A 17,577-nucleotide genomic window follows, 5' to 3' on the forward strand; every position below is an offset into this window, starting at 1 on the left:
TTCCCCGCGCCCCTGGAGGCGGGGCTTCGCCCCTGCCTCCCCCGATAGAGGTAGCGCACGAAGTGCGCACCGAAGGGGCGCGGGGAACTGCGCGACCAGCCCACCACCGGGCGAAAGGTGAACGACAACCCCAGGGGGCAGCGCCCCGTCAGGGGCGCGGGGAACTGCGCGACCTCAGTTGCAAGCAGCCTCACCCGGGGCAACTCCCCAGGGGCGCGGGGAACTGCGCGACCAGCCACCCACCCGGCGAAAGGTGAACGACAACCAGCAGCCCCGCCCCCGCTGGAAAGCACCCTCAGGACTCAGCCACCACCACAGCGGAAGCGACCCCCGCATCGTGACTGAGCGACACATGAAACACCCGCACCCCCAACTCCGCCGCCCGCGCGGCAACAGACCCCGTCACCCGAAGCCGCGGCTGCCCACTCTCCTCCACCCAGACCTCCGCATCGGTCCACCGAAGCCCCGCCGGCGCCCCCAGCGCCTTCGCCACCGCCTCCTTCGCGGCGAACCGGGCCGCCAGGGACGCGACCCCGCGCCGCTCCCCTCCGGGCAGCACCAGCTCCCGTTCCAGGAACAACCGTTCGGCCAGCCCCGGCGTACGCCGCAACGACTGCTCGAACCGCTCGATCTCCGCCACGTCGATGCCGACCCCGATGATGCTCATACGCCGACCCTAAGCGCCGCCCCCGCGCCAGCACCCCGCCCGCCTACTCCACCGTCACCGACTTCGCCAGATTCCGCGGCTGATCCACCTCGTTGCCCCGCGCGGTGGCCAGCTCGCACGCGAACACCTGCAACGGCACCGTCGTCACCAGCGGCTGCAACAGCGTAGGCGTCACCGGCACCCACACCACATGGTCGGCGTACGCCGCGACGGCCGTGTCACCCTCCTCGGCGATGACGAGGGTCCGCGCCCCGCGCGCCCGGATCTCCTGGATGTTGGAGACGATCTTGTCGTGCAGCACCGACCGCCCGCGCGGCGACGGCACGACGACCACGACCGGCACCCCCGGCTCGATCAGTGCGATCGGCCCGTGCTTCAGCTCCCCCGCGGCGAACCCCTCGGCGTGCATGTACGCGAGTTCCTTCAGTTTCAGCGCCCCTTCGAGCGCCACCGGATACCCCACGTGCCGCCCGAGGAAGAGCACCGTGTCCTGCCCGGCGAGGGAGCGCGCGAGTTCCCGTACGGGCTCCATGGTCTCCAGGACCCGCTCCACGTCCTCGCCGCTGCGCCCGAGTTCCCGTACGACGGCGGCGATCTCGTCGCCCCACTTCGTGCCGCGCACCTGCCCGAGGTAGAGCGCGACGAGGTAGCAGGCGACGAGCTGCGTCAGGAACGCCTTGGTGGAGGCGACGGCGACCTCGGGCCCGGCGTGCGTGTAGAGCACGGCGTCGGACTCGCGCGGGATGGTCGAGCCGTTGGTGTTGCAGATGGCGAGGACGGTCGCGCCCTGCTCGCGGGCGTGCCGCAGCGCCATCAGCGTGTCCATGGTCTCCCCGGACTGGGAGATGGCGATGACGAGGGAGCGGGCGTCGAGGATCGGGTCGCGGTAGCGGAACTCGCTGGCCAGCTCCACCTCGCAGGGGATACGGGTCCAGTGCTCGATGGCGTACTTGGCGATGAGCCCCGCGTGGAACGCCGTCCCGCACGCCACGATGACGACCTTGTCGACCATGCGCAGCACCTGCGGCGGGATGCGCAGTTCGTCGAGGGTGAGCTGCCCCTCGGCGCCGATCCGCCCGAGCAGCGTGTCGGCGACGGCCTTGGGCTGCTCGGCGATCTCCTTGAGCATGAAGTAGTCGTAGCCGCCCTTCTCGGCGGCGGAGGCGTCCCAGTCGACGTGGTAGTGGCGTACGTCGGCGGGCCGCCCGTCGAAGTCGGTGACCGTCACCGCGTCCCGGCGCAGCTCGACCACCTGGTCCTGGCCGAGTTCGACGGCGGAGCGGGTGTGCGCGATGAACGCGGCGACGTCGGACGCGAGGAACGCCTCGCCCTCGCCGACGCCGACCACGAGCGGCGAGTTGCGGCGGGCGCCGACCACCAGGTCCGGCGCGTCCGCGTGCACGGCGACCAGCGTGAACGCCCCTTCGAGGCGCCGGCACACCAGCCGCATCGCCTCGGCCAGATCGCCGCTCGCGGAGAACTCCTCGGCGAGCAGATGCGCGACGACCTCGGTGTCGGTCTCGGAGCGCAGGTCGTGCCCGCGCTCGGCCAGTTCGGCGCGGAGCGCGGCGAAGTTCTCGATGATGCCGTTGTGGACGACGGCGACCCGGCCCGCGTTGTCCAGGTGCGGGTGCGCGTTGGCGTCGGTGGGGCCGCCGTGCGTGGCCCAGCGGGTGTGCCCGAGGCCGGCGGCCCCGGCCGGCAGCGGCCGCTCGACCAGCTCCTTCTCCAGGTTGGCGAGCTTGCCGGCCTTCTTCGCCGAGGCGACGGACCCGTCCGCGAGCACCGCGACGCCCGCCGAGTCGTAGCCCCGGTACTCCAGCCGCTTCAGCCCCGCGAGGACGACATCGAGCGCCGACTGTGACCCTACGTAACCCACAATTCCACACATAGGCCGCAGCCTAGGGGCTGTCCCAGCGCCCCTGAAGAAGCCGGTCCCGTGCGTCTTCCAGGAGTCCGAGATACTCGGCCTCCTCGCAGCGCGGCTTGCTGCCCATCTCGTAGAAGTCGAGGCAGTCGTCCAGGTCCTCGCCGAAGTCCTCGTCGGGCCACTCGTCCACCAGTTCGCTGCGGACCCGGCCCGCCGACCCGTCGGCCGGCGCCGGCGCCGACCCGCGCCGCCCGAAGCCCGGCATACGCACTACGGCCATGGAGCATCCCCTCCCGCCCGCGCGGACGGCTCTGCCCGCACGAGCATCCGAACGTATCGCCGCCTCCACACTGGGTCCATAGGTGTGGCGAGCTGTGGCGAACCTGTGACGGTGCGCTACCGGCGGGCCCACCCGCACGGCCCGTACGGGCACGGCCTCGGCCCGCGTGACGCAGCCCACCCTCCGCTCGGGGCCACACAGCCGTAACAATGGACTGTGATCTCTCCGATCTCCGTGCCCATGACAGAGCCGGCCTCGCGGAGCGCCCACCGGCACAAGCCGGAGGCGACTCCCTACGTCGACCTCACCCGCGACCAGTGGAGCGCCCTGCGCGACAAGACCCCCCTGCCGCTCACCGCCGGCGAGGTGGAGCAGCTGCGCGGCCTCGGTGACGTGATCGACCTGGACGAGGTCCGCGACATCTACCTGCCGCTCTCCCGCCTGCTCAATCTGTACGTCGGTGCCACCGACGGCCTGCGCAGCGCCCTGAACACCTTCCTCGGCGAGAAGGGCGCCCAGTCCGGCACCCCCTTCGTCATAGGGGTCGCGGGCTCCGTCGCCGTCGGCAAGTCGACCGTCGCCCGGCTCCTCCAGGCGCTGCTGTCGCGCTGGCCCGAGCACCCGCGCGTCGAGCTGGTCACCACGGACGGCTTCCTGCTGCCGACCAAGGAGCTCCAGGCGCGCGGCCTGATGTCCCGCAAGGGCTTCCCCGAGTCCTACGACCGGCGCGCCCTGACCCGCTTCGTCGCCGACATCAAGGCCGGCAAGGACGAGGTGACGGCCCCCGTCTACTCGCACCTCATCTACGACATCGTGCCCGACCGCAGGCTCACGGTCCGCCGCCCCGACATCCTCATCGTCGAGGGCCTGAACGTGCTCCAGCCCGCGCTGCCCGGCAAGGACGGCCGCACCCGCGTCGGCCTCGCCGACTACTTCGACTTCAGCGTCTACGTCGACGCCCGCGCCGAGGACATCGAGCGCTGGTACCTCCACCGCTTCCTGCGGCTGCGCGCCACCGCCTTCCAGAACCCGTCCTCGTACTTCCGCAGGTACACGCAGGTCTCCGAGGAGGAGGCGCTCGACTACGCGCGCACCACCTGGCACACCATCAACAAGGTGAACCTGCTGGAGAACGTGGCGCCGACGCGCGGCCGGGCCACCCTCGTCGTACGCAAGGGCCCCGACCACAAGGTGCAGCGGCTGCGCCTGCGCAAGCTGTGAAGGGGCCCGCTAACCTGCGCGCATGCTGCATCTGCGCCTGATCTCCCCCGCCGGCACCACGGACGACGTGGTGCGCCTGATCGAGGGCACGGTCGGCACCACGCATCTCGTGGTGCTGCCGGGCGCGGCCCGCGACCCGGCGGGCGACCTCGTCATGTGCGACGTGGCACGCGAGGCCGGTGACGGACTCATCGCGGCCCTGCGGGAGTTGGGCCTCGACCGGACCGGTTCGATCGCCGTCGAGAGCATCGACCTGTCGCTGTCCCGGCGCGCCGACCAGGCCGAGCGGGACGCGCCGGGCGAGGGCGCGGACGCGGTGCTGTGGGAGCAGTTGACGGACGCCTCGCACGAGGAGTCGACGCTCACCTTCACCTACGTGGCGTTCCTCGTGATCGCCACGATGATCGCGGCCTGCGGTGTCGTCCTGGACAACGCGATCCTGATCGTCGGCGCGATGGCCGTGGGCCCGGAGTTCGGGCCGCTCGCCGGGATCTGCACGGCCGTCGTGCGCCGGGCGCCCCGGCTCGCGCTGCGCTCCCTGATCGCGCTGCTCGTGGGCTTCGCCGTGGCGATGGCGGTGACGGTCGGCTTCAGTTCCTTCATGGACGCCGTGCACCTGTTCAGCGAGGCGCAGCTGAAGGGCGACCGGCCGAGCACCGGGTTCGTGTACGCGCCCGACTGGTTCTCGTTCGTCGTCGCCGTCCTCGCGGGCGCCGCCGGGACGCTCTCGCTGACGTCGGCCAAGTCGGGCGCCCTGGTGGGCGTGGCGATCTCGGTGACGACCGTGCCGGCGGCGGCGAACGCGGCGGTGGCGCTCAGCTACGGCGACATGAAGCAGACCTGGGGCTCCTCGCAGCAGCTCCTGCTGAACCTGCTGGGGATCGTCCTCGCGGGCACGCTCACCCTCCTGGCCCAGAAATGGGCCTGGTCCCGCAAGCGCGTCACGCCGCAGCAGGCACGATGACCCGCGCCCCGGCACCCGGGGTCCCCCAGGTGCCGGGGCGCGTCACCACGACAGGCCGCTCCTACGGGAAAGGCCCTAGCCGAGCGCCGACTTCACCGCGTCCGCGAGGCGGCTCGCCACCGAGCGGGCCTGCTCGATGTCGGCGGCCTCCACCATGACCCGTACGAGCGGCTCGGTGCCCGAGGGGCGCAGCAGGACGCGGCCCGTGGAGCCCAGCTCCGCCTCCGCGTCCGTGACGGCGCTCGCCAGCTCCGCCGAGGTCGTCACCCGGGACTTGTCCACGTCCGGCACGTTGATCAGGACCTGGGGCAGCCGCTCCATGACGGACGCCAGGTCCTTCAGCGCCCGCCCGGTCTGCGCGACGCGCGCGGCGAGGAGCAGGCCGGTCAGCGTGCCGTCACCGGTGGTGGCGTGGTCCAGCACGATGACGTGACCGGACTGCTCGCCGCCGAGCGCGAACCCGTGCTCCTTCATGTGCTCCAGCACATACCGGTCACCGACGGCCGTCTGGACGAGCTGGATACCCTCGCGCTCCATGGCGAGCTTGAGGCCCAGGTTCGACATGACGGTGGCGACAACGGTGTCGGAACGCAGCACACCGCGCTCCCGCATGGCGAGGGCGAGGACGGCCATGATCTGGTCGCCGTCGACCTCGGACCCGGTGTGGTCCACGGCCAGGCAGCGGTCCGCGTCGCCGTCGTGGGCGATGCCGAAGTCCGCCTTGTGCTCGACGACGGCGGCCTTCAACAGGTCGAGGTGGGTCGAGCCGCAGCCGTCGTTGATGTTCAGGCCGTCGGGGTCGGCGCCGATGGTGACGACGTCCGCGCCGGCCCGCGTGAACGCCTCCGGCGACACCCGGGAGGCCGCGCCGTGCGCCTCGTCGAGGACGATCCGCAGCCCCTCAAGACGGTTCGGCAGGACGCCGACGAGGTGCGCGATGTACTGGTCCAGGCCCTGGTCGTAGGAGCGGACCCGGCCCACGCCCGCGCCCGTCGGACGGTCCCAGGGAGCGCCGGTGCGGTGCTCCTCGTACAGCGACTCGATGCGCTCCTCAAGGGCGTCGTCCAGCTTGTGGCCGCCGCGCGCGAGGAACTTGATGCCGTTGTCCGGCATGGCGTTGTGGCTCGCGGAGAGCATCACGCCGAGGTCGGCGTTCAACGCGCCGGTGAGGTACGCCACCGCGGGGGTGGGCAGCACACCGACGCGCAGGACGTCGACGCCCGCGCTCGCCAGGCCCGCGACGACCGCGGCTTCGAGGAACTCACCGGAGGCGCGCGGGTCCCGGCCCACGACGGCGACCGGACGGTGCCCCTCGAACGATCCCGCCTCGCCGAGCACGTGCGCCGCGGCGACCGACAGGCCCAGCGCCAGCTCGGCCGTCAGGTCCGCGTTGGCGACACCGCGCACGCCGTCCGTGCCGAAGAGTCGTCCCACTTGGTGTCCTCCACAACTTCAGGTCGTCCATAAGCCGAACGCCCCGGCGGCACGAAAGGTGCCGCCGGGGCGAACGGAACATACAAGCAGCAGCGGATTTAGCGCTTGCTGTACTGCGGGGCCTTACGGGCCTTCTTGAGACCGGCCTTCTTGCGCTCGACCGCACGGTCGTCGCGGCGGAGGTAGCCGGCCTTCTTCAGGGCGCCGCGGTTGTTCTCCACGTCGGCCTCGTTCAGCGCGCGGGCGACGCCCAGGCGCAGGGCACCGGCCTGGCCGGAGACGCCGCCACCCGAGATACGGGCGATGACGTCGTAGCGGCCGTCCAGCTCGAGCACCTTGAAGGGCTCGTTGACTTCCTGCTGGTGCACCTTGTTCGGGAAGTAGTCCTCGAGCGTGCGCCCGTTGACCTTCCACTTGCCCGTGCCGGGCACGATGCGAACGCGCGCGATGGCGTTCTTGCGGCGGCCCAGGCCGGCGGCCGGCTGGGGGTCGCCGAAGCGGGCGGGGTTGGACTCCGAGGTGTACTCGCCCTCGACAGGCGCGTCCGACTCGGTGGTGTAGCTCTCGACGTCGACGATCTCTTCGACCGGCGTCTCGGCGGTGGTCTCGGCCACGATGCTCCTCAGATTCTTTTCTGTCTTTGGGGGTGTGGCCGGAACTACTGCGCGACCTGGGTGATCTCGAACGGCACCGGCTGCTGGGCAGCGTGGGGGTGCGTCTCGCCCGAGTAGACCTTCAGCTTCGAGAGCATCTGACGGCCGAGCGTGTTCTTCGGGAGCATGCCCTTGATGGCCTTCTCGACGGCCTTCTCGGGGTTCTTGTCCAGAAGCTCGTCGTAACGGACGGAGCGCAGACCACCCGGGTAGCCGGAGTGGCGGTACGCCATCTTCTGCGTCTTCTTGTTGCCGGACAGGTGAACCTTGTCGGCGTTGATGATGATGACGAAGTCGCCCATGTCCATGTGCGGCGCATAGGTCGGCTTGTGCTTGCCGCGGAGGAGAGTCGCGGCAGTGGTGGCCAGACGGCCCAGGACGACGTCCTGAGCGTCGATGACGTGCCACTGGCGAGTCACATCACCGGGCTTGGGGCTGTACGTACGCACTTAGCAGCCTTCTTCTTCTTCAGTGGATGGGTGCTGAAATTGGCATCACTGAAGCGATCGTGCAGCTTGGGACGACAGTGGCCGGGTTCAGCGCCCGTATGCCGCCCACTGGTAACTGCTCCAGGGAACCCGTGTACGGCCCTCTCAGATGAGAACGAGGAAGCCGATACACATAACGACTAGGCAGGATACCCGCGCCGCCCGGCACGGGTCAAAACGCGCCCCTCCCGGGACTCCGGGACCACCCCGCGCGCCCCCTCCGACACCGGCTCGCCGGCCCCGCCCCGCGCGCACCGCACCCCGGCGACCAGCGCGAGCCCGCACAGCGCCGCGCAGTCCAGGAACGCCCGCCGCGTCCCGGTGTCCAGGTACGGCCAGGCGAGCCCGGGCACCTGCGGCAGCAGCGCCGCCCAGAACCACGGGGAGCGCGCCACCGCCCCCGCCGCCCCGGCGCCCGCGATCAGCAGCGGCAGGACGACCAGCAGGTAGTGGTTGTACGAGGGCCGCGACACGAGGAACGCGGCCAGCATCAGCATCGCGGCCGTCTCCGTGAGCCGCGCGGGCCCCGCGTCCCCGCGCAGCCACCGGCGCCGCGCGCACCACACCCCCGCCGCCGCCCCGGCGAGCCCGAGCGCCCCGGCGAACCCGAGCGCCCCGGCGAGCCCGGACGGCACGCCGAGCCGCGCGAGCACCGCCCCGACAGACGCCTCGTAGAGCCGTACGAAGCTGTCGTCACCGTGCAGCAGGAACGGCAGCGTACGCGTGAAGAAGCCGCCCGGGTCCGGCATCGTCAGGGCGGTCAGGGCGCAGGCCACGGCGGGCACCAGCACCATCGCGGCGAGCGCCCGCCCGCGCCGGGCCAGGACGAACAGCAGGGCGACGGGTGCGAGCAGCGGCTTGAGCGCGAGGGCGGCGCCCAGCAGCAACCCGGCGGCGAGCCAGCGGCCCCGCTCGGCCAGGAGCAGCGCGCAGGGCAGCGCGACGACGGCGGTGACGGTCCAGTTGGCGAGCGAGACGAGCTGCCCGAAGGGCGCGAAGCCGAGGGCGAGTGCCGACAGCCCGCCCACCGCGAGCCGGCTCCCCCACGGCACCCGGTGCACCCGCAGCGCGCACGCCCACCCGGCGGCAAGACCCAGCGTCACGCCCGCCGGCACGGCGAGCCGCAGCCAGGCGGCAGGCATGAACACCTGCGGCAGCGCGGCCGGCAGGGCGCTCGGGAAGTACAGGAAGTGCGGGTCCGCGTACGGGGAGCCGCCGTCGAGCCAGACGCGGGCCGCGTGCACGACGATGGCGTTGTCCATGCCTCCGCCGGGCGCCTTGAGCGCGGCGTGCGCGGGCACCACCAGGAGAATCAGGGCGAGACAGACGCGCGCGGCCCGGGACGCCGGCTCCCGAAGCCAGGCGAAAAGCGGTGAAGTGTCCTGATCCATGCCCGTACGGTAGGGCGCGCACCGCCCCCACCCGTGGACCGCGCGCCGCACCCCGCGCCTCGAACGCCCGGACGGTCCGCAGTCCCGCCCGTCTAAGATGCGGCCCATGAGTTTCGGGCAGGGGGGACCCCAGTGGGGCCCAGGGGACAACGGATCGACTCCTGACTGGGCGGCGCTCGCCGAGGCGTCCGAGGCGCGGGCCCGCAAGAAGCGCTGGCTGGTGATCGGCGGGGCGGTGCTCGCCACGCTGGCGGTCGGCTCGGTGGTCGCCTGGGGCATCGTCTCGGCGAACAAGAGCAGCGAGGCGGGCAACAAGCCGGCCGACCAGCTCCCGAGCACCGCCGACATCCCGAGCGCGGGCCACACGCGCGCCCCCTCGTTCGCCGCGACGACCCCGCCGCCCCCGCTCGACCCCAACGACTTCATCGACAGCGCCGCCAAGGACAAGGCGCCGCTGAGCCCGGCCACGCTCTACCCGGGCACGACCCTCACCGTCGGCGACCGCGTCTACCGCAAGGGCGCCACGGCCCGCACGACGGACTGCACGGCCGCCGCGCAGAAGGGCCTCGCCACCGTCCTCAAGCGCAACGGCTGCACCCAGGTCATCCGCGCCACCTACTACAAGGGCGGCTCGGCGGTCACCGTGGGCGTCGCCGTCTTCGACACGAAGGCCGAGGCCACGAAGGCCAAGGAGCAGTACGACTTCGACGGCGGGATCGTCTCCCTGCCCGGCGCGGGCGTGCCCACGTTCTGCCGTACGACGGTGTGCCGCCAGACGGCGAACTCGGTCGGCCGCTACGCGTACTTCACCAACGGCGGCCTGACCGACGGCAAGGACGCCTCCAAGAAGGACACCGCCCTGTTCACCCTCGGTGACGACCTCCAGGTCTTCACCTTCCAGCAGATCAAGCGGCGCGGCGAGGCCCAGGCGTCCGCGGCGGCCACCGCCGGCTGACCCGCCCGGGCCCGGCGCGGTCAGTGCACGGTCCCCCGCACGCGCCGTGCCTGCGTCTGCCGCGCGTGCAGCAGCTCGTCGGCCGGGTACGCGACCTCCTCCAGGGTCAGCCCGTGCGGGCGCACCACGTGGACCGCGCTGTCGCGCACCCCGGCGTCGAGCACCGCGCGCGGCCACTCGACGCCCCGGTGCCCGTCGCCGACGAACAGCAGGGCGCCCACCATGGACCGCACCTGGTTGTGGCAGAAGGCGTCCGCACGGACCTCGATCTCGACGACCCCGTCGTCCCGGCGCCGCACCCCGAAGTCGAAGATCTCCCGTACGGTCGAGGCGCCCTCGCGCTTCTTCGCGTACGCGGCGAAGTCGTGCTCCCCCACCAGCGAACCGGCCGCCGCGTCCATCGCCGCGACGTCCAGCTCCCAGTCGTGCCACAGCACGTGGTTGCGCAGCAGCGGGTCGACGCCGCCGGGCCGGTCGCTGACGCGGTACACATAGCGCCGCCACAGCGCGGCGAACCGCGCGTTGAACCCGTCGGGGGCCTGCCCGACGCGCCAGACCCGCACATCGCGCGGCAGCCGCCCGGCGAGCCGCTTCAGCAGCTTCTCCTCGTGCTCGGCCCACACCCCGGCCGGCAGGTCCACGTGCGCGACCTGCCCGCGCGCGTGCACACCCGCGTCCGTGCGCCCGGCCACGGTCAGGTCGTACGTCACCTCGCCCGCACGCGTGACGGTCGTCAGCGCCGACTCGATCTCCTGCTGGACGGTCCGCCGGCCCACGGCCTGCTTGGCCCACCCGGAGAAGTCGGTCCCGTCGTACGACAGGTCCAGCCGTACGCGTACGAAACCGTCAGCGACCTCGTCGCTCACCTCGACACCCCTCTGCGCTCCTTAGGAGAAACGAAAAAGAAAGCGGGCCCGCCCCCGAGGGCGGACCCGCTCACACACCTGGCACGGAGCCTCAGGCGTCCTTGGACTCCCCGGCGGCCTCGTCGGCCGGCTTGGCGTCCTCGACGACCTCGGCCGGAGCCTCGGTCTTGGCCTCGGCGTCCTTGGCGGCACGCTTGGTGGCGGCCTCGGCCTCACCGGTGGCCTGCTGCGCGACCGTCAGGGCCTCGACCAGCTCGATGACGGCCATGGGCGCGTTGTCGCCACGGCGGTTACCGATCTTGGTGATACGGGTGTAACCACCCGGACGGTTCTCGTAGCGCGGGGCGATCTCGGTGAAGAGCGTGTGCACGATGCTCTTGTCCGTGATGACCTGGAGCACCTGACGGCGGTTGTGAAGGTCGCCCTTCTTCGCCTTGGTGACCAGACGCTCCGCGTACGGGCGCAGACGACGGGCCTTGGCCTCGGTCGTCGTGATCTTGCCGTGCTCGAAGAGGCTCTTCGCGAGGTTCGCGAGGAGGAGCTTCTCGTGCGCGGCGCTGCCGCCCAGACGGGCACCCTTGGCGGGCTTCGGCATGATGTTTCTCCTAGATGTCTGCCCCGGCCGTATCAGGTACCGGAGTCAGTGTCCGAGCAGGCGGTCGCCTGTCGGAGATCCGTGCGCGCCCCGCAGGGGCGGCCCGGAAGGGGCGCGGGGAACTGCGCGACCAGCCACAGCGCACCCGCACCCGAGAACCGTTCCGAGCGGAGTGGCTCAGTACTGCTCGGTCTCGACGAACCCGGCGTCCGCGTCATCGTCCGCACCAAAGGCGTCAGCCGCAGCCGTCGGGTCGAAGCCGGGAGGCGAGTCCTTGAGCGCGAGGCCCATACCGGCCAGCTTCGCCTTGACCTCGTCGATCGACTTCGCACCGAAGTTACGGATGTCGAGCAGGTCCGCCTCGGAGCGGGCGACGAGCTCACCCACGGAGTGGATGCCCTCGCGCTTGAGGCAGTTGTACGACCGAACGGTGAGCTCCAGCTCCTCGATCGGCAGCGCCAGATCGGCGGCCAGGGCGGCGTCCGTCGGGGACGGACCCATGTCGATGCCCTCGGCGTCGATGTTCAGCTCGCGGGCGAGACCGAACAGCTCGACCAGGGTCTTGCCGGCCGACGCCATGGCGTCACGCGGCCGCATGGCCTGCTTGGTCTCGACGTCGACGATCAGCTTGTCGAAGTCGGTGCGCTGCTCGACACGCGTGGCCTCGACCTTGTACGTGACCTTGAGGACCGGCGAGTAGATCGAGTCGACCGGGATACGGCCGATCTCCTGGCCGACCTGCTTGTTCTGCACGGCGGAGACGTAGCCGCGACCGCGCTCGACGGTCAGCTCCATCTCCAGCTTGCCCTTGCCGTTGAGCGTGGCGAGGACGAGGTCGGGGTTGTGCACCTCGACACCGGCCGGGGGCGCGATGTCGGCGGCGGTGACCAGACCCGGGCCCTGCTTGCGCAGGTACATCACGACCGGCTCGTCGTGCTCCGAGGAGACGACGAGCTGCTTGATGTTGAGGATCAGGTCGGTGACGTCCTCCTTGACGCCCGGCACGGTGGTGAACTCGTGCAGGACACCGTCGATACGGATGGACGTGACCGCCGCACCCGGGATCGAGGAGAGGAGCGTACGGCGCAGGGAGTTGCCGAGGGTGTAACCGAAGCCCGGCTCCAGCGGCTCGATGACGAACCGGGAGCGGAACTCGTCGACGACCTCTTCGGTCAACGAGGGACGCTGAGCGATCAGCATGAAGATTCCTTCAGTCAGGGGCACCCACTATTTGATGCCCTGAGGCACAGGCAGAGCCTGTGTTGCTATGTCAAGGGTACGGGCGGCACGGCTCAAAGGAGCTGTACCGCCCGGAACCTTCGACGAAGCGCGCGAACGCGTCAGACGCGGCGGCGCTTCGGGGGACGGCAGCCGTTGTGCGGCGTGGGCGTCACGTCCTGGATCGAGCCGACCTCGAGGCCGGTGGCCTGGAGGGAGCGGATCGCGGTCTCACGGCCGGAGCCGGGACCCTTGACGAACACGTCGACCTTGCGCATGCCGTGCTCCTGCGCGCGGCGGGCGGCCGACTCGGCGGCCATCTGCGCGGCGAAGGGGGTGGACTTGCGCGAGCCCTTGAAGCCCACGTGGCCGGCGGAGGCCCACGAGATCACGTTGCCGGTCGGGTCCGTGATGGACACGATCGTGTTGTTGAACGTGCTCTTGATGTGCGCGTGGCCGTGAGCGACGTTCTTCTTTTCCTTGCGGCGCACCTTCTTGGCAGCGCCCTGACGTCCCTTGGGGGGCATGTCGTTCTCCTACGGGAGGTGGTCGGTCCTACAGCGAAGACCGCGGTTAAGCGTCCGCTGAGGACTACTTCTTGCCCGGCTTCTTCTTGCCGGCGATGGCGCGACGCGGGCCCTTGCGGGTGCGGGCGTTCGTGCTGGTGCGCTGACCGCGGACCGGCAGACCACGACGGTGGCGAAGACCCTGGTAGCAGCCGATCTCGACCTTGCGGCGGATGTCGGCCTGGATCTCGCGACGGAGGTCACCCTCGGTCTGGAAGTTCTGGTCCACGTACTCGCGGATCTTGACGAGGTCTTCCTCGCTCAGGTCCCGAACGCGGATGTTGCGGTCGACACCGGTGGCGTCCAGCGTCTGCTGGGCGCGCGTGCGGCCGATGCCGAACACGTAGGTGAGGGCGACCTCGATGCGCTTGTCGCGCGGGAGGTCAACGCCTTCAACGCGTGCCATTCATGGCTCCTGTTGATGATTCGGAGGTCTGCAGCAGCGCCACTCCCAGCCGCCGTACTAGGTACGAACTGAGTCCCCGGCCTCCGACCGAAGGTGTCGCCACGACGCGTGTGCGCCGCCGGCGGGCCCTGCTTATGTACTCAATGTGCTGCGTCGCGCGAGACTCTGCGAACGAACTGCAGTGGGACGGTCTGCGTCAGCCCTGGCGCTGCTTGTGGCGCGGGTTGTCGCAGATCACCATGACCCGGCCGTGACGGCGGATCACCCTGCACTTGTCGCAGATCTTCTTGACGCTCGGCTTGACCTTCATGTGGTGAGGTTCTCCGGGTCAGTTGCCGGCGGCCCGCCTGGGCGGGACTTGGGCAAGATCTACTTGTACCGGTAGACGATCCGGCCACGCGTCAGGTCGTACGGAGAGAGCTCCACCACGACCCGGTCGTCAGGGAGGATACGGATGTAGTGCATACGCATCTTGCCGCTGATGTGTGCCAGGACCTGGTGGCCGTTCTGGAGCTCGACCCTGAACATGGCGTTCGGAAGAGACTCGACGACAGTGCCCTCGATCTCGATGGCACCTTGCTTCTTGGCCACGCTTCGCCCTTCGAATCGACTACCTTGATCGACTCTCGGTCTGGCATGAGGACACACCGATACACGAGAGCCGACGCGTCAGTCTACGTCAGCACCCCCGGAAAGACGAATCCAGGATTCCTCCCCCACCCCCAAGATCCCTACGCCTCCCTCAGCCCGGGAGCCTCTTAGGCGCCCCCAGCGCCGGGTGCGTGACTGTTGTGCCTCGGGTGCAGCCCCGGTGGGGCTTCTCGCGCAGTTCCCCGCGCCCCTGAGGGGGCTGGTCTCAGCCCCGGTAAATCAAGCCCCTCCGGCGATTGAGGAGCGGGGTCTGGGGCGGAGCCCCAGGGTCGAGTGCCGGGTGCGTCGTGGCCGGGCGCGCAGTTCCCCGCGCCCCTTACGGGGCTGATCTCAGCGGGGATTCCGGGCCGCCGGCGTGGGCGTCAGCCCAGGGGGTCGGGGGCGGCGGTGATGCCGAGTTCCGCGAGTTTGGACTTGCCGCCGTCCGGAGACGTGAGCACGAGCGGCCCCTCCTCGGTGAGTGCGACCGAATGCTCCCAGTGCGAGGACCACGTACCGTCCGTGGTGATGACGGTCCAGTCGTCCTCCAGCACCTCCGTCTTCGGCGTCCCCAACGACACCATCGGCTCAATGGCAAGGCAGAACCCGGGCACGAGCTTCGGCCCCTTCCCCCGCCGCCGCTCGACGTAGTTCAGCAGATGCGGGTCCATGTGCATCTCCGTACCGATGCCATGCCCGCCGTAGTCCTCGACGATCCCGTACTTCCCGCCCCCGGGCTTCGGCTGGCGCCGGATGTACGCCTCGATGGCCCGCGAGATGTCCACAAGCCGGTTGCCGGCCTTCATGGCCGCGATCCCGGCCCACATGGACTCCTCCGTGACCCGCGACAGCTCCAGCAGCTCCGGAGCGTGCCCGGACCCCACGAAACACGTGTACGCCGCGTCCCCGTGCCAGCCGTCCACGATCGCGCCGCAGTCGATGGAGATCATGTCGCCGTCCTCCAGGACGACGTCGTCACTGGGGATACCGTGGACGACGACCTCGTTCTTCGAGGTGCAGATCGTCGCGGGGAACCCGCCGTACCCGAGGAAGTTCGACTTCGCCCCGTGCTCGGCGAGCACCTTGCGCGCGGCCTCGTCGAGGTCCTTGGTGGTGGCACCGGGCACGGCGGCCTCACGGGTCGCGGCGTGGATCGCCGCGACGACAAGCCCCGCCTCCCGCATCTTGCGAATCTGGTCGGGGGTCTTGATCTGCACCATGGGGGCCTGCGCTCTCCGTCATCCAGTACGAGGTGTACGTACACCAACACTAAGGCCGCGATCCCCCCGGAGGGGAACCGCGGCCTGAGCGTACGAACGGGTGTGCCGGGCGGCCAGGGCGCCGCGTCAGCGTCCGAGGGCCTCCATGGCGCGGGCCGTGACCTCTTCCACCTTGCCGAGCGCGGAGATCGTCACGACGAGCCCCTGCTCCCGGTAGTAGTCGATGATCGGCTCGGTCTGCGTGTGGTAGACCTCCAGCCGCTTGCGCACGGTCTCTTCCTTGTCGTCGTCGCGCTGGTACAGCTCGCCGCCGCAGATGTCACAGACACCCTCGGCCGCGGGCTGCTTGTACGCGACGTGGAAGACGTGCGCCGAGTCGTTACGGCAGATGCGGCGGCCGGCGATGCGCTTGACCACCTCGTCCTCGGGGACCTCCAGGTCCAGGACCGCGTCCAGCTTCACGTCGTCGGCCTTGAGGGCGACGTCGAGCGCCTCGGCCTGCGAGACGTTGCGCGGGAAGCCGTCGAGCAGGAAGCCGTTCACGGCGTCCGGCTGCTCCATGCGGTCCTTGGCCATCCCGATGGTGACCTCGTCGGGGACGAGCTGACCGGCGTCCATGTAGGACTTCGCCTGCTTGCCCAGCTCCGTGCCCTGGCTGATGTTGGCACGGAAGAGGTCGCCCGTGGAGATGTGCGGGATCGACAGGTTCTTGGCAAGGAACGCGGCCTGCGTTCCCTTGCCCGCACCAGGCGGCCCGACGAGGACGATTCGCATCAGCGGAGGAACCCTTCGTAATTGCGCTGCTGGAGCTGGCTCTCGATCTGCTTCACCGTCTCCAGGCCGACACCCACGATGATCAGGATGCTCGTCCCGCCGAACGGGAAGTTCTGGTTTGCCCCGAAACCAACCAACGCCATCGTCGGTACGAGAGCGATCAGACCCAAGTACAGCGAACCCGGCCAGGTGATCCGGTTGAGCACGTACGAAAGGTACTCAGCGGTCGGTCGGCCAGCCCGGATGCCCGGGATGAAGCCACCATACTTCTTCATGTTGTCCGCGACTTCCTCGGGGTTGAACGAGATCGCCACGTAGAAGAAGGCGAAGAACACGATCAGGAGGAAGTACGTGACGATGTAAATCGGGTGATTTCCCTTGGTCAGATGGTCGTTGATCCAGACCTTCCACTGGGAATCACCACCGGCGAACTGCGCCACGAGCGCCGGGATGTACAGCAGCGACGAGGCGAAGATGACAGGGATCACACCCGCCTGGTTCACCTTGAGCGGGATGTAGGTGGACGTGCCGCCGTAGGAGCGGCGGCCGATCATGCGCTTGGCGTACTGGACCGGGATGCGGCGCTGGGCCTGCTCGACGAAGACCACCAGGCCGACCATGACGAGGCCGACGAGGATGACGGTGCCGAACTCGATCCAGCCGTCGGCCAGCGAGCCCTGCTGCTTGATGGCCCACAGGGCGGCCGGGAACGTGGCGGCGATCGAGATGAACATCAGGATCGACATGCCGTTGCCGATGCCGCGGTCGGTGATCAGCTCGCCGAGCCACATCATCACGCAGGTGCCGGCGGTCATCGTGATGACCATCGTGACCGTGGTGAAGATCGACTGGTCGGGCACGATCTGGCTGGCGACCGGGCAGCCCTGGAACAGGGCGCCGGTGCGGGCCGTGGCGACGAGGCCGGTGCCCTGAAGGATGGCGAGAGCCACGGTGAGGTAGCGGGTGTACTGCGTGATCTTCGCCGTACCGGACTGACCCTCCTTCTTGAGGGCCTCCAGACGCGGGATCACCACAGTGAGCAGCTGCAGAATGATGCTCGCGGTGATGTACGGCATGATGCCGAGCGCGAAGACCGTGATCTGCAACAGCGCGCCACCGCTGAACATGTTGACCAGACCGAACAGACCACTGCCGGAACCGGCCTGGTCCATACAGGTCTTGACGTTCGAGTAGTCCACACCGGGGATCGGGATATGCGCGCCGAGCCGGTAGATCACGATGATGCCCAGCGTGAAGAGCAGCTTCTTGCGCAGGTCGGGCGTCTTGAACGCCCGGGCGAACGCGGTGAGCACGGTGCCTCCTGCGACCCCCGCGCGCGTGCGTCAGAGGTGACGGTCTTGAAGGATTCGACGAATACG

Annotated in this window: 20 protein-coding genes; 3 read left to right on the forward strand and 17 right to left on the reverse strand. The window is 69.9% G+C overall.

Features of this window, described 5'->3' with window-relative positions; translation table 11 throughout:
* Positions 1-295: 295 nt before the first annotated feature.
* Genes ACZ7LY_RS07085 through ACZ7LY_RS07095 form a run of 3 tightly spaced genes read right to left on the reverse strand, consistent with a single transcriptional unit; the run spans position 296 to position 2,817 of the window.
* Positions 296-667, reverse strand: a complete 372-nt coding sequence (locus ACZ7LY_RS07085) for a holo-ACP synthase (protein WP_471623515.1) — start codon at positions 665-667, stop codon at positions 296-298.
* 43 nt (positions 668-710) lie between these two features.
* A complete protein-coding gene (gene glmS, locus ACZ7LY_RS07090) occupies positions 711-2,558 on the reverse strand; it encodes a glutamine--fructose-6-phosphate transaminase (isomerizing) (RefSeq protein WP_471623516.1) in 1,848 nt (615 codons plus the stop codon).
* Positions 2,559-2,568: 10 nt separating this feature from the next.
* The gene (locus ACZ7LY_RS07095; protein ID WP_471623517.1) at positions 2,569-2,817 is read right to left on the reverse strand and encodes a hypothetical protein; all 249 of its coding nucleotides are present in this window, start codon (positions 2,815-2,817) and stop codon (positions 2,569-2,571) included.
* Positions 2,818-3,057: 240 nt separating this feature from the next.
* Between ACZ7LY_RS07095 and coaA the strand changes: the two genes are divergently transcribed.
* The gene (coaA, locus tag ACZ7LY_RS07100; protein WP_471623518.1) at positions 3,058-4,038 is read left to right on the forward strand and encodes a type I pantothenate kinase; all 981 of its coding nucleotides are present in this window, start codon (positions 3,058-3,060) and stop codon (positions 4,036-4,038) included.
* A 22-nt stretch (positions 4,039-4,060) separates the two neighbouring features.
* Positions 4,061-5,002: a DUF389 domain-containing protein gene (locus ACZ7LY_RS07105; protein ID WP_471623519.1), complete on the forward strand. Its 942-nt coding sequence runs from the start codon at positions 4,061-4,063 to the stop codon at positions 5,000-5,002.
* A gap of 75 nt (positions 5,003-5,077) precedes the next feature.
* Here the strand turns inward: ACZ7LY_RS07105 and glmM are convergent, their stop codons facing one another.
* From glmM to ACZ7LY_RS07125, 4 genes are all read right to left on the reverse strand, one after another.
* Complete coding sequence (glmM, locus tag ACZ7LY_RS07110; RefSeq protein WP_471623520.1) at positions 5,078-6,436, reverse strand: phosphoglucosamine mutase; 1,359 nt, start codon at positions 6,434-6,436, stop codon at positions 5,078-5,080.
* Positions 6,437-6,534: 98 nt separating this feature from the next.
* Positions 6,535-7,050 (reverse strand): 30S ribosomal protein S9, encoded by a 516-nt coding sequence (gene rpsI, locus ACZ7LY_RS07115; protein ID WP_471623521.1) that lies wholly within the window; start codon positions 7,048-7,050, stop codon positions 6,535-6,537.
* Positions 7,051-7,094: 44 nt separating this feature from the next.
* Positions 7,095-7,538, reverse strand: a complete 444-nt coding sequence (rplM, locus tag ACZ7LY_RS07120; protein ID WP_471623522.1) for a 50S ribosomal protein L13 — start codon at positions 7,536-7,538, stop codon at positions 7,095-7,097.
* 179 nt (positions 7,539-7,717) lie between these two features.
* Complete coding sequence (locus ACZ7LY_RS07125) at positions 7,718-8,968, reverse strand: glycosyltransferase 87 family protein (protein WP_471623523.1); 1,251 nt, start codon at positions 8,966-8,968, stop codon at positions 7,718-7,720.
* 106 nt (positions 8,969-9,074) lie between these two features.
* On the opposite strand from ACZ7LY_RS07125, the gene ACZ7LY_RS07130 reads away from it, so the two are divergent.
* Positions 9,075-9,923: a hypothetical protein gene (locus ACZ7LY_RS07130; RefSeq protein ID WP_471623524.1), complete on the forward strand. Its 849-nt coding sequence runs from the start codon at positions 9,075-9,077 to the stop codon at positions 9,921-9,923.
* Positions 9,924-9,943: 20 nt separating this feature from the next.
* Here ACZ7LY_RS07130 and truA read toward each other — a convergent pair whose 3' ends face one another.
* The 10 genes from truA to secY form a co-directional block, all read right to left on the reverse strand.
* Entirely contained in the window at positions 9,944-10,789 is an 846-nt protein-coding gene (truA, locus tag ACZ7LY_RS07135; RefSeq protein WP_471623525.1) for a tRNA pseudouridine(38-40) synthase TruA, read from the reverse strand.
* Between the two features lie 91 nt (positions 10,790-10,880).
* A complete protein-coding gene (gene rplQ, locus ACZ7LY_RS07140; protein WP_471623526.1) occupies positions 10,881-11,384 on the reverse strand; it encodes a 50S ribosomal protein L17 in 504 nt (167 codons plus the stop codon).
* A gap of 177 nt (positions 11,385-11,561) precedes the next feature.
* Positions 11,562-12,584 (reverse strand): DNA-directed RNA polymerase subunit alpha, encoded by a 1,023-nt coding sequence (locus ACZ7LY_RS07145; protein WP_003966937.1) that lies wholly within the window; start codon positions 12,582-12,584, stop codon positions 11,562-11,564.
* A gap of 140 nt (positions 12,585-12,724) precedes the next feature.
* Complete coding sequence (gene rpsK / locus ACZ7LY_RS07150; RefSeq protein WP_003948617.1) at positions 12,725-13,129, reverse strand: 30S ribosomal protein S11; 405 nt, start codon at positions 13,127-13,129, stop codon at positions 12,725-12,727.
* Between the two features lie 64 nt (positions 13,130-13,193).
* On the reverse strand, positions 13,194-13,574 hold the full coding sequence (rpsM, locus tag ACZ7LY_RS07155; protein ID WP_471623527.1) for a 30S ribosomal protein S13: 381 nt from the start codon (positions 13,572-13,574) through the stop codon (positions 13,194-13,196).
* Between the two features lie 196 nt (positions 13,575-13,770).
* Complete coding sequence (gene rpmJ / locus ACZ7LY_RS07160; RefSeq protein WP_003974245.1) at positions 13,771-13,884, reverse strand: 50S ribosomal protein L36; 114 nt, start codon at positions 13,882-13,884, stop codon at positions 13,771-13,773.
* Between the two features lie 59 nt (positions 13,885-13,943).
* Positions 13,944-14,165, reverse strand: coding sequence for a translation initiation factor IF-1 (infA, locus tag ACZ7LY_RS07165; RefSeq protein ID WP_004927214.1), 222 nt, complete (start codon positions 14,163-14,165; stop codon positions 13,944-13,946).
* Between the two features lie 422 nt (positions 14,166-14,587).
* Positions 14,588-15,424 (reverse strand): type I methionyl aminopeptidase, encoded by an 837-nt coding sequence (map, locus tag ACZ7LY_RS07170; protein ID WP_471623528.1) that lies wholly within the window; start codon positions 15,422-15,424, stop codon positions 14,588-14,590.
* 126 nt (positions 15,425-15,550) lie between these two features.
* On the reverse strand, positions 15,551-16,198 hold the full coding sequence (locus tag ACZ7LY_RS07175; protein WP_471623529.1) for an adenylate kinase: 648 nt from the start codon (positions 16,196-16,198) through the stop codon (positions 15,551-15,553).
* On the reverse strand, positions 16,198-17,511 hold the full coding sequence (gene secY / locus ACZ7LY_RS07180) for a preprotein translocase subunit SecY (RefSeq protein WP_471623530.1): 1,314 nt from the start codon (positions 17,509-17,511) through the stop codon (positions 16,198-16,200). Before secY ends, ACZ7LY_RS07175 begins: the two co-directional genes overlap by 1 nt.
* Positions 17,512-17,577 lie beyond the last annotated feature (66 nt).

The sequence above is a fragment of the Streptomyces sp. NPDC107550 genome (assembly GCF_055639095.1).

What these genes read in the sequence shown, in the direction of transcription:
- rpmJ (WP_003974245.1), bottom strand. Translation starts at nt 13,884, where the DNA reads ATGAAGGTCAAGCCGAGCGTCAAGAAGATCTGCGACAAGTGCAGGGTG.
- ACZ7LY_RS07175 (WP_471623529.1), bottom strand. Translation starts at nt 16,198, where the DNA reads ATGCGAATCGTCCTCGTCGGGCCGCCTGGTGCGGGCAAGGGAACGCAG.
- ACZ7LY_RS07105 (WP_471623519.1), top strand. Translation starts at nt 4,061, where the DNA reads ATGCTGCATCTGCGCCTGATCTCCCCCGCCGGCACCACGGACGACGTG.
- ACZ7LY_RS07095 (WP_471623517.1), bottom strand. Translation starts at nt 2,817, where the DNA reads ATGGCCGTAGTGCGTATGCCGGGCTTCGGGCGGCGCGGGTCGGCGCCG.
- rpsM (WP_471623527.1), bottom strand. Translation starts at nt 13,574, where the DNA reads ATGGCACGCGTTGAAGGCGTTGACCTCCCGCGCGACAAGCGCATCGAG.
- ACZ7LY_RS07125 (WP_471623523.1), bottom strand. Translation starts at nt 8,968, where the DNA reads ATGGATCAGGACACTTCACCGCTTTTCGCCTGGCTTCGGGAGCCGGCG.
- ACZ7LY_RS07145 (WP_003966937.1), bottom strand. Translation starts at nt 12,584, where the DNA reads ATGCTGATCGCTCAGCGTCCCTCGTTGACCGAAGAGGTCGTCGACGAG.
- map (WP_471623528.1), bottom strand. Translation starts at nt 15,424, where the DNA reads ATGGTGCAGATCAAGACCCCCGACCAGATTCGCAAGATGCGGGAGGCG.
- glmS (WP_471623516.1), bottom strand. Translation starts at nt 2,558, where the DNA reads ATGTGTGGAATTGTGGGTTACGTAGGGTCACAGTCGGCGCTCGATGTC.
- coaA (WP_471623518.1), top strand. Translation starts at nt 3,058, where the DNA reads ATGACAGAGCCGGCCTCGCGGAGCGCCCACCGGCACAAGCCGGAGGCG.
- rpsK (WP_003948617.1), bottom strand. Translation starts at nt 13,129, where the DNA reads ATGCCCCCCAAGGGACGTCAGGGCGCTGCCAAGAAGGTGCGCCGCAAG.
- ACZ7LY_RS07085 (WP_471623515.1), bottom strand. Translation starts at nt 667, where the DNA reads ATGAGCATCATCGGGGTCGGCATCGACGTGGCGGAGATCGAGCGGTTC.
- rplQ (WP_471623526.1), bottom strand. Translation starts at nt 11,384, where the DNA reads ATGCCGAAGCCCGCCAAGGGTGCCCGTCTGGGCGGCAGCGCCGCGCAC.
- ACZ7LY_RS07130 (WP_471623524.1), top strand. Translation starts at nt 9,075, where the DNA reads ATGAGTTTCGGGCAGGGGGGACCCCAGTGGGGCCCAGGGGACAACGGA.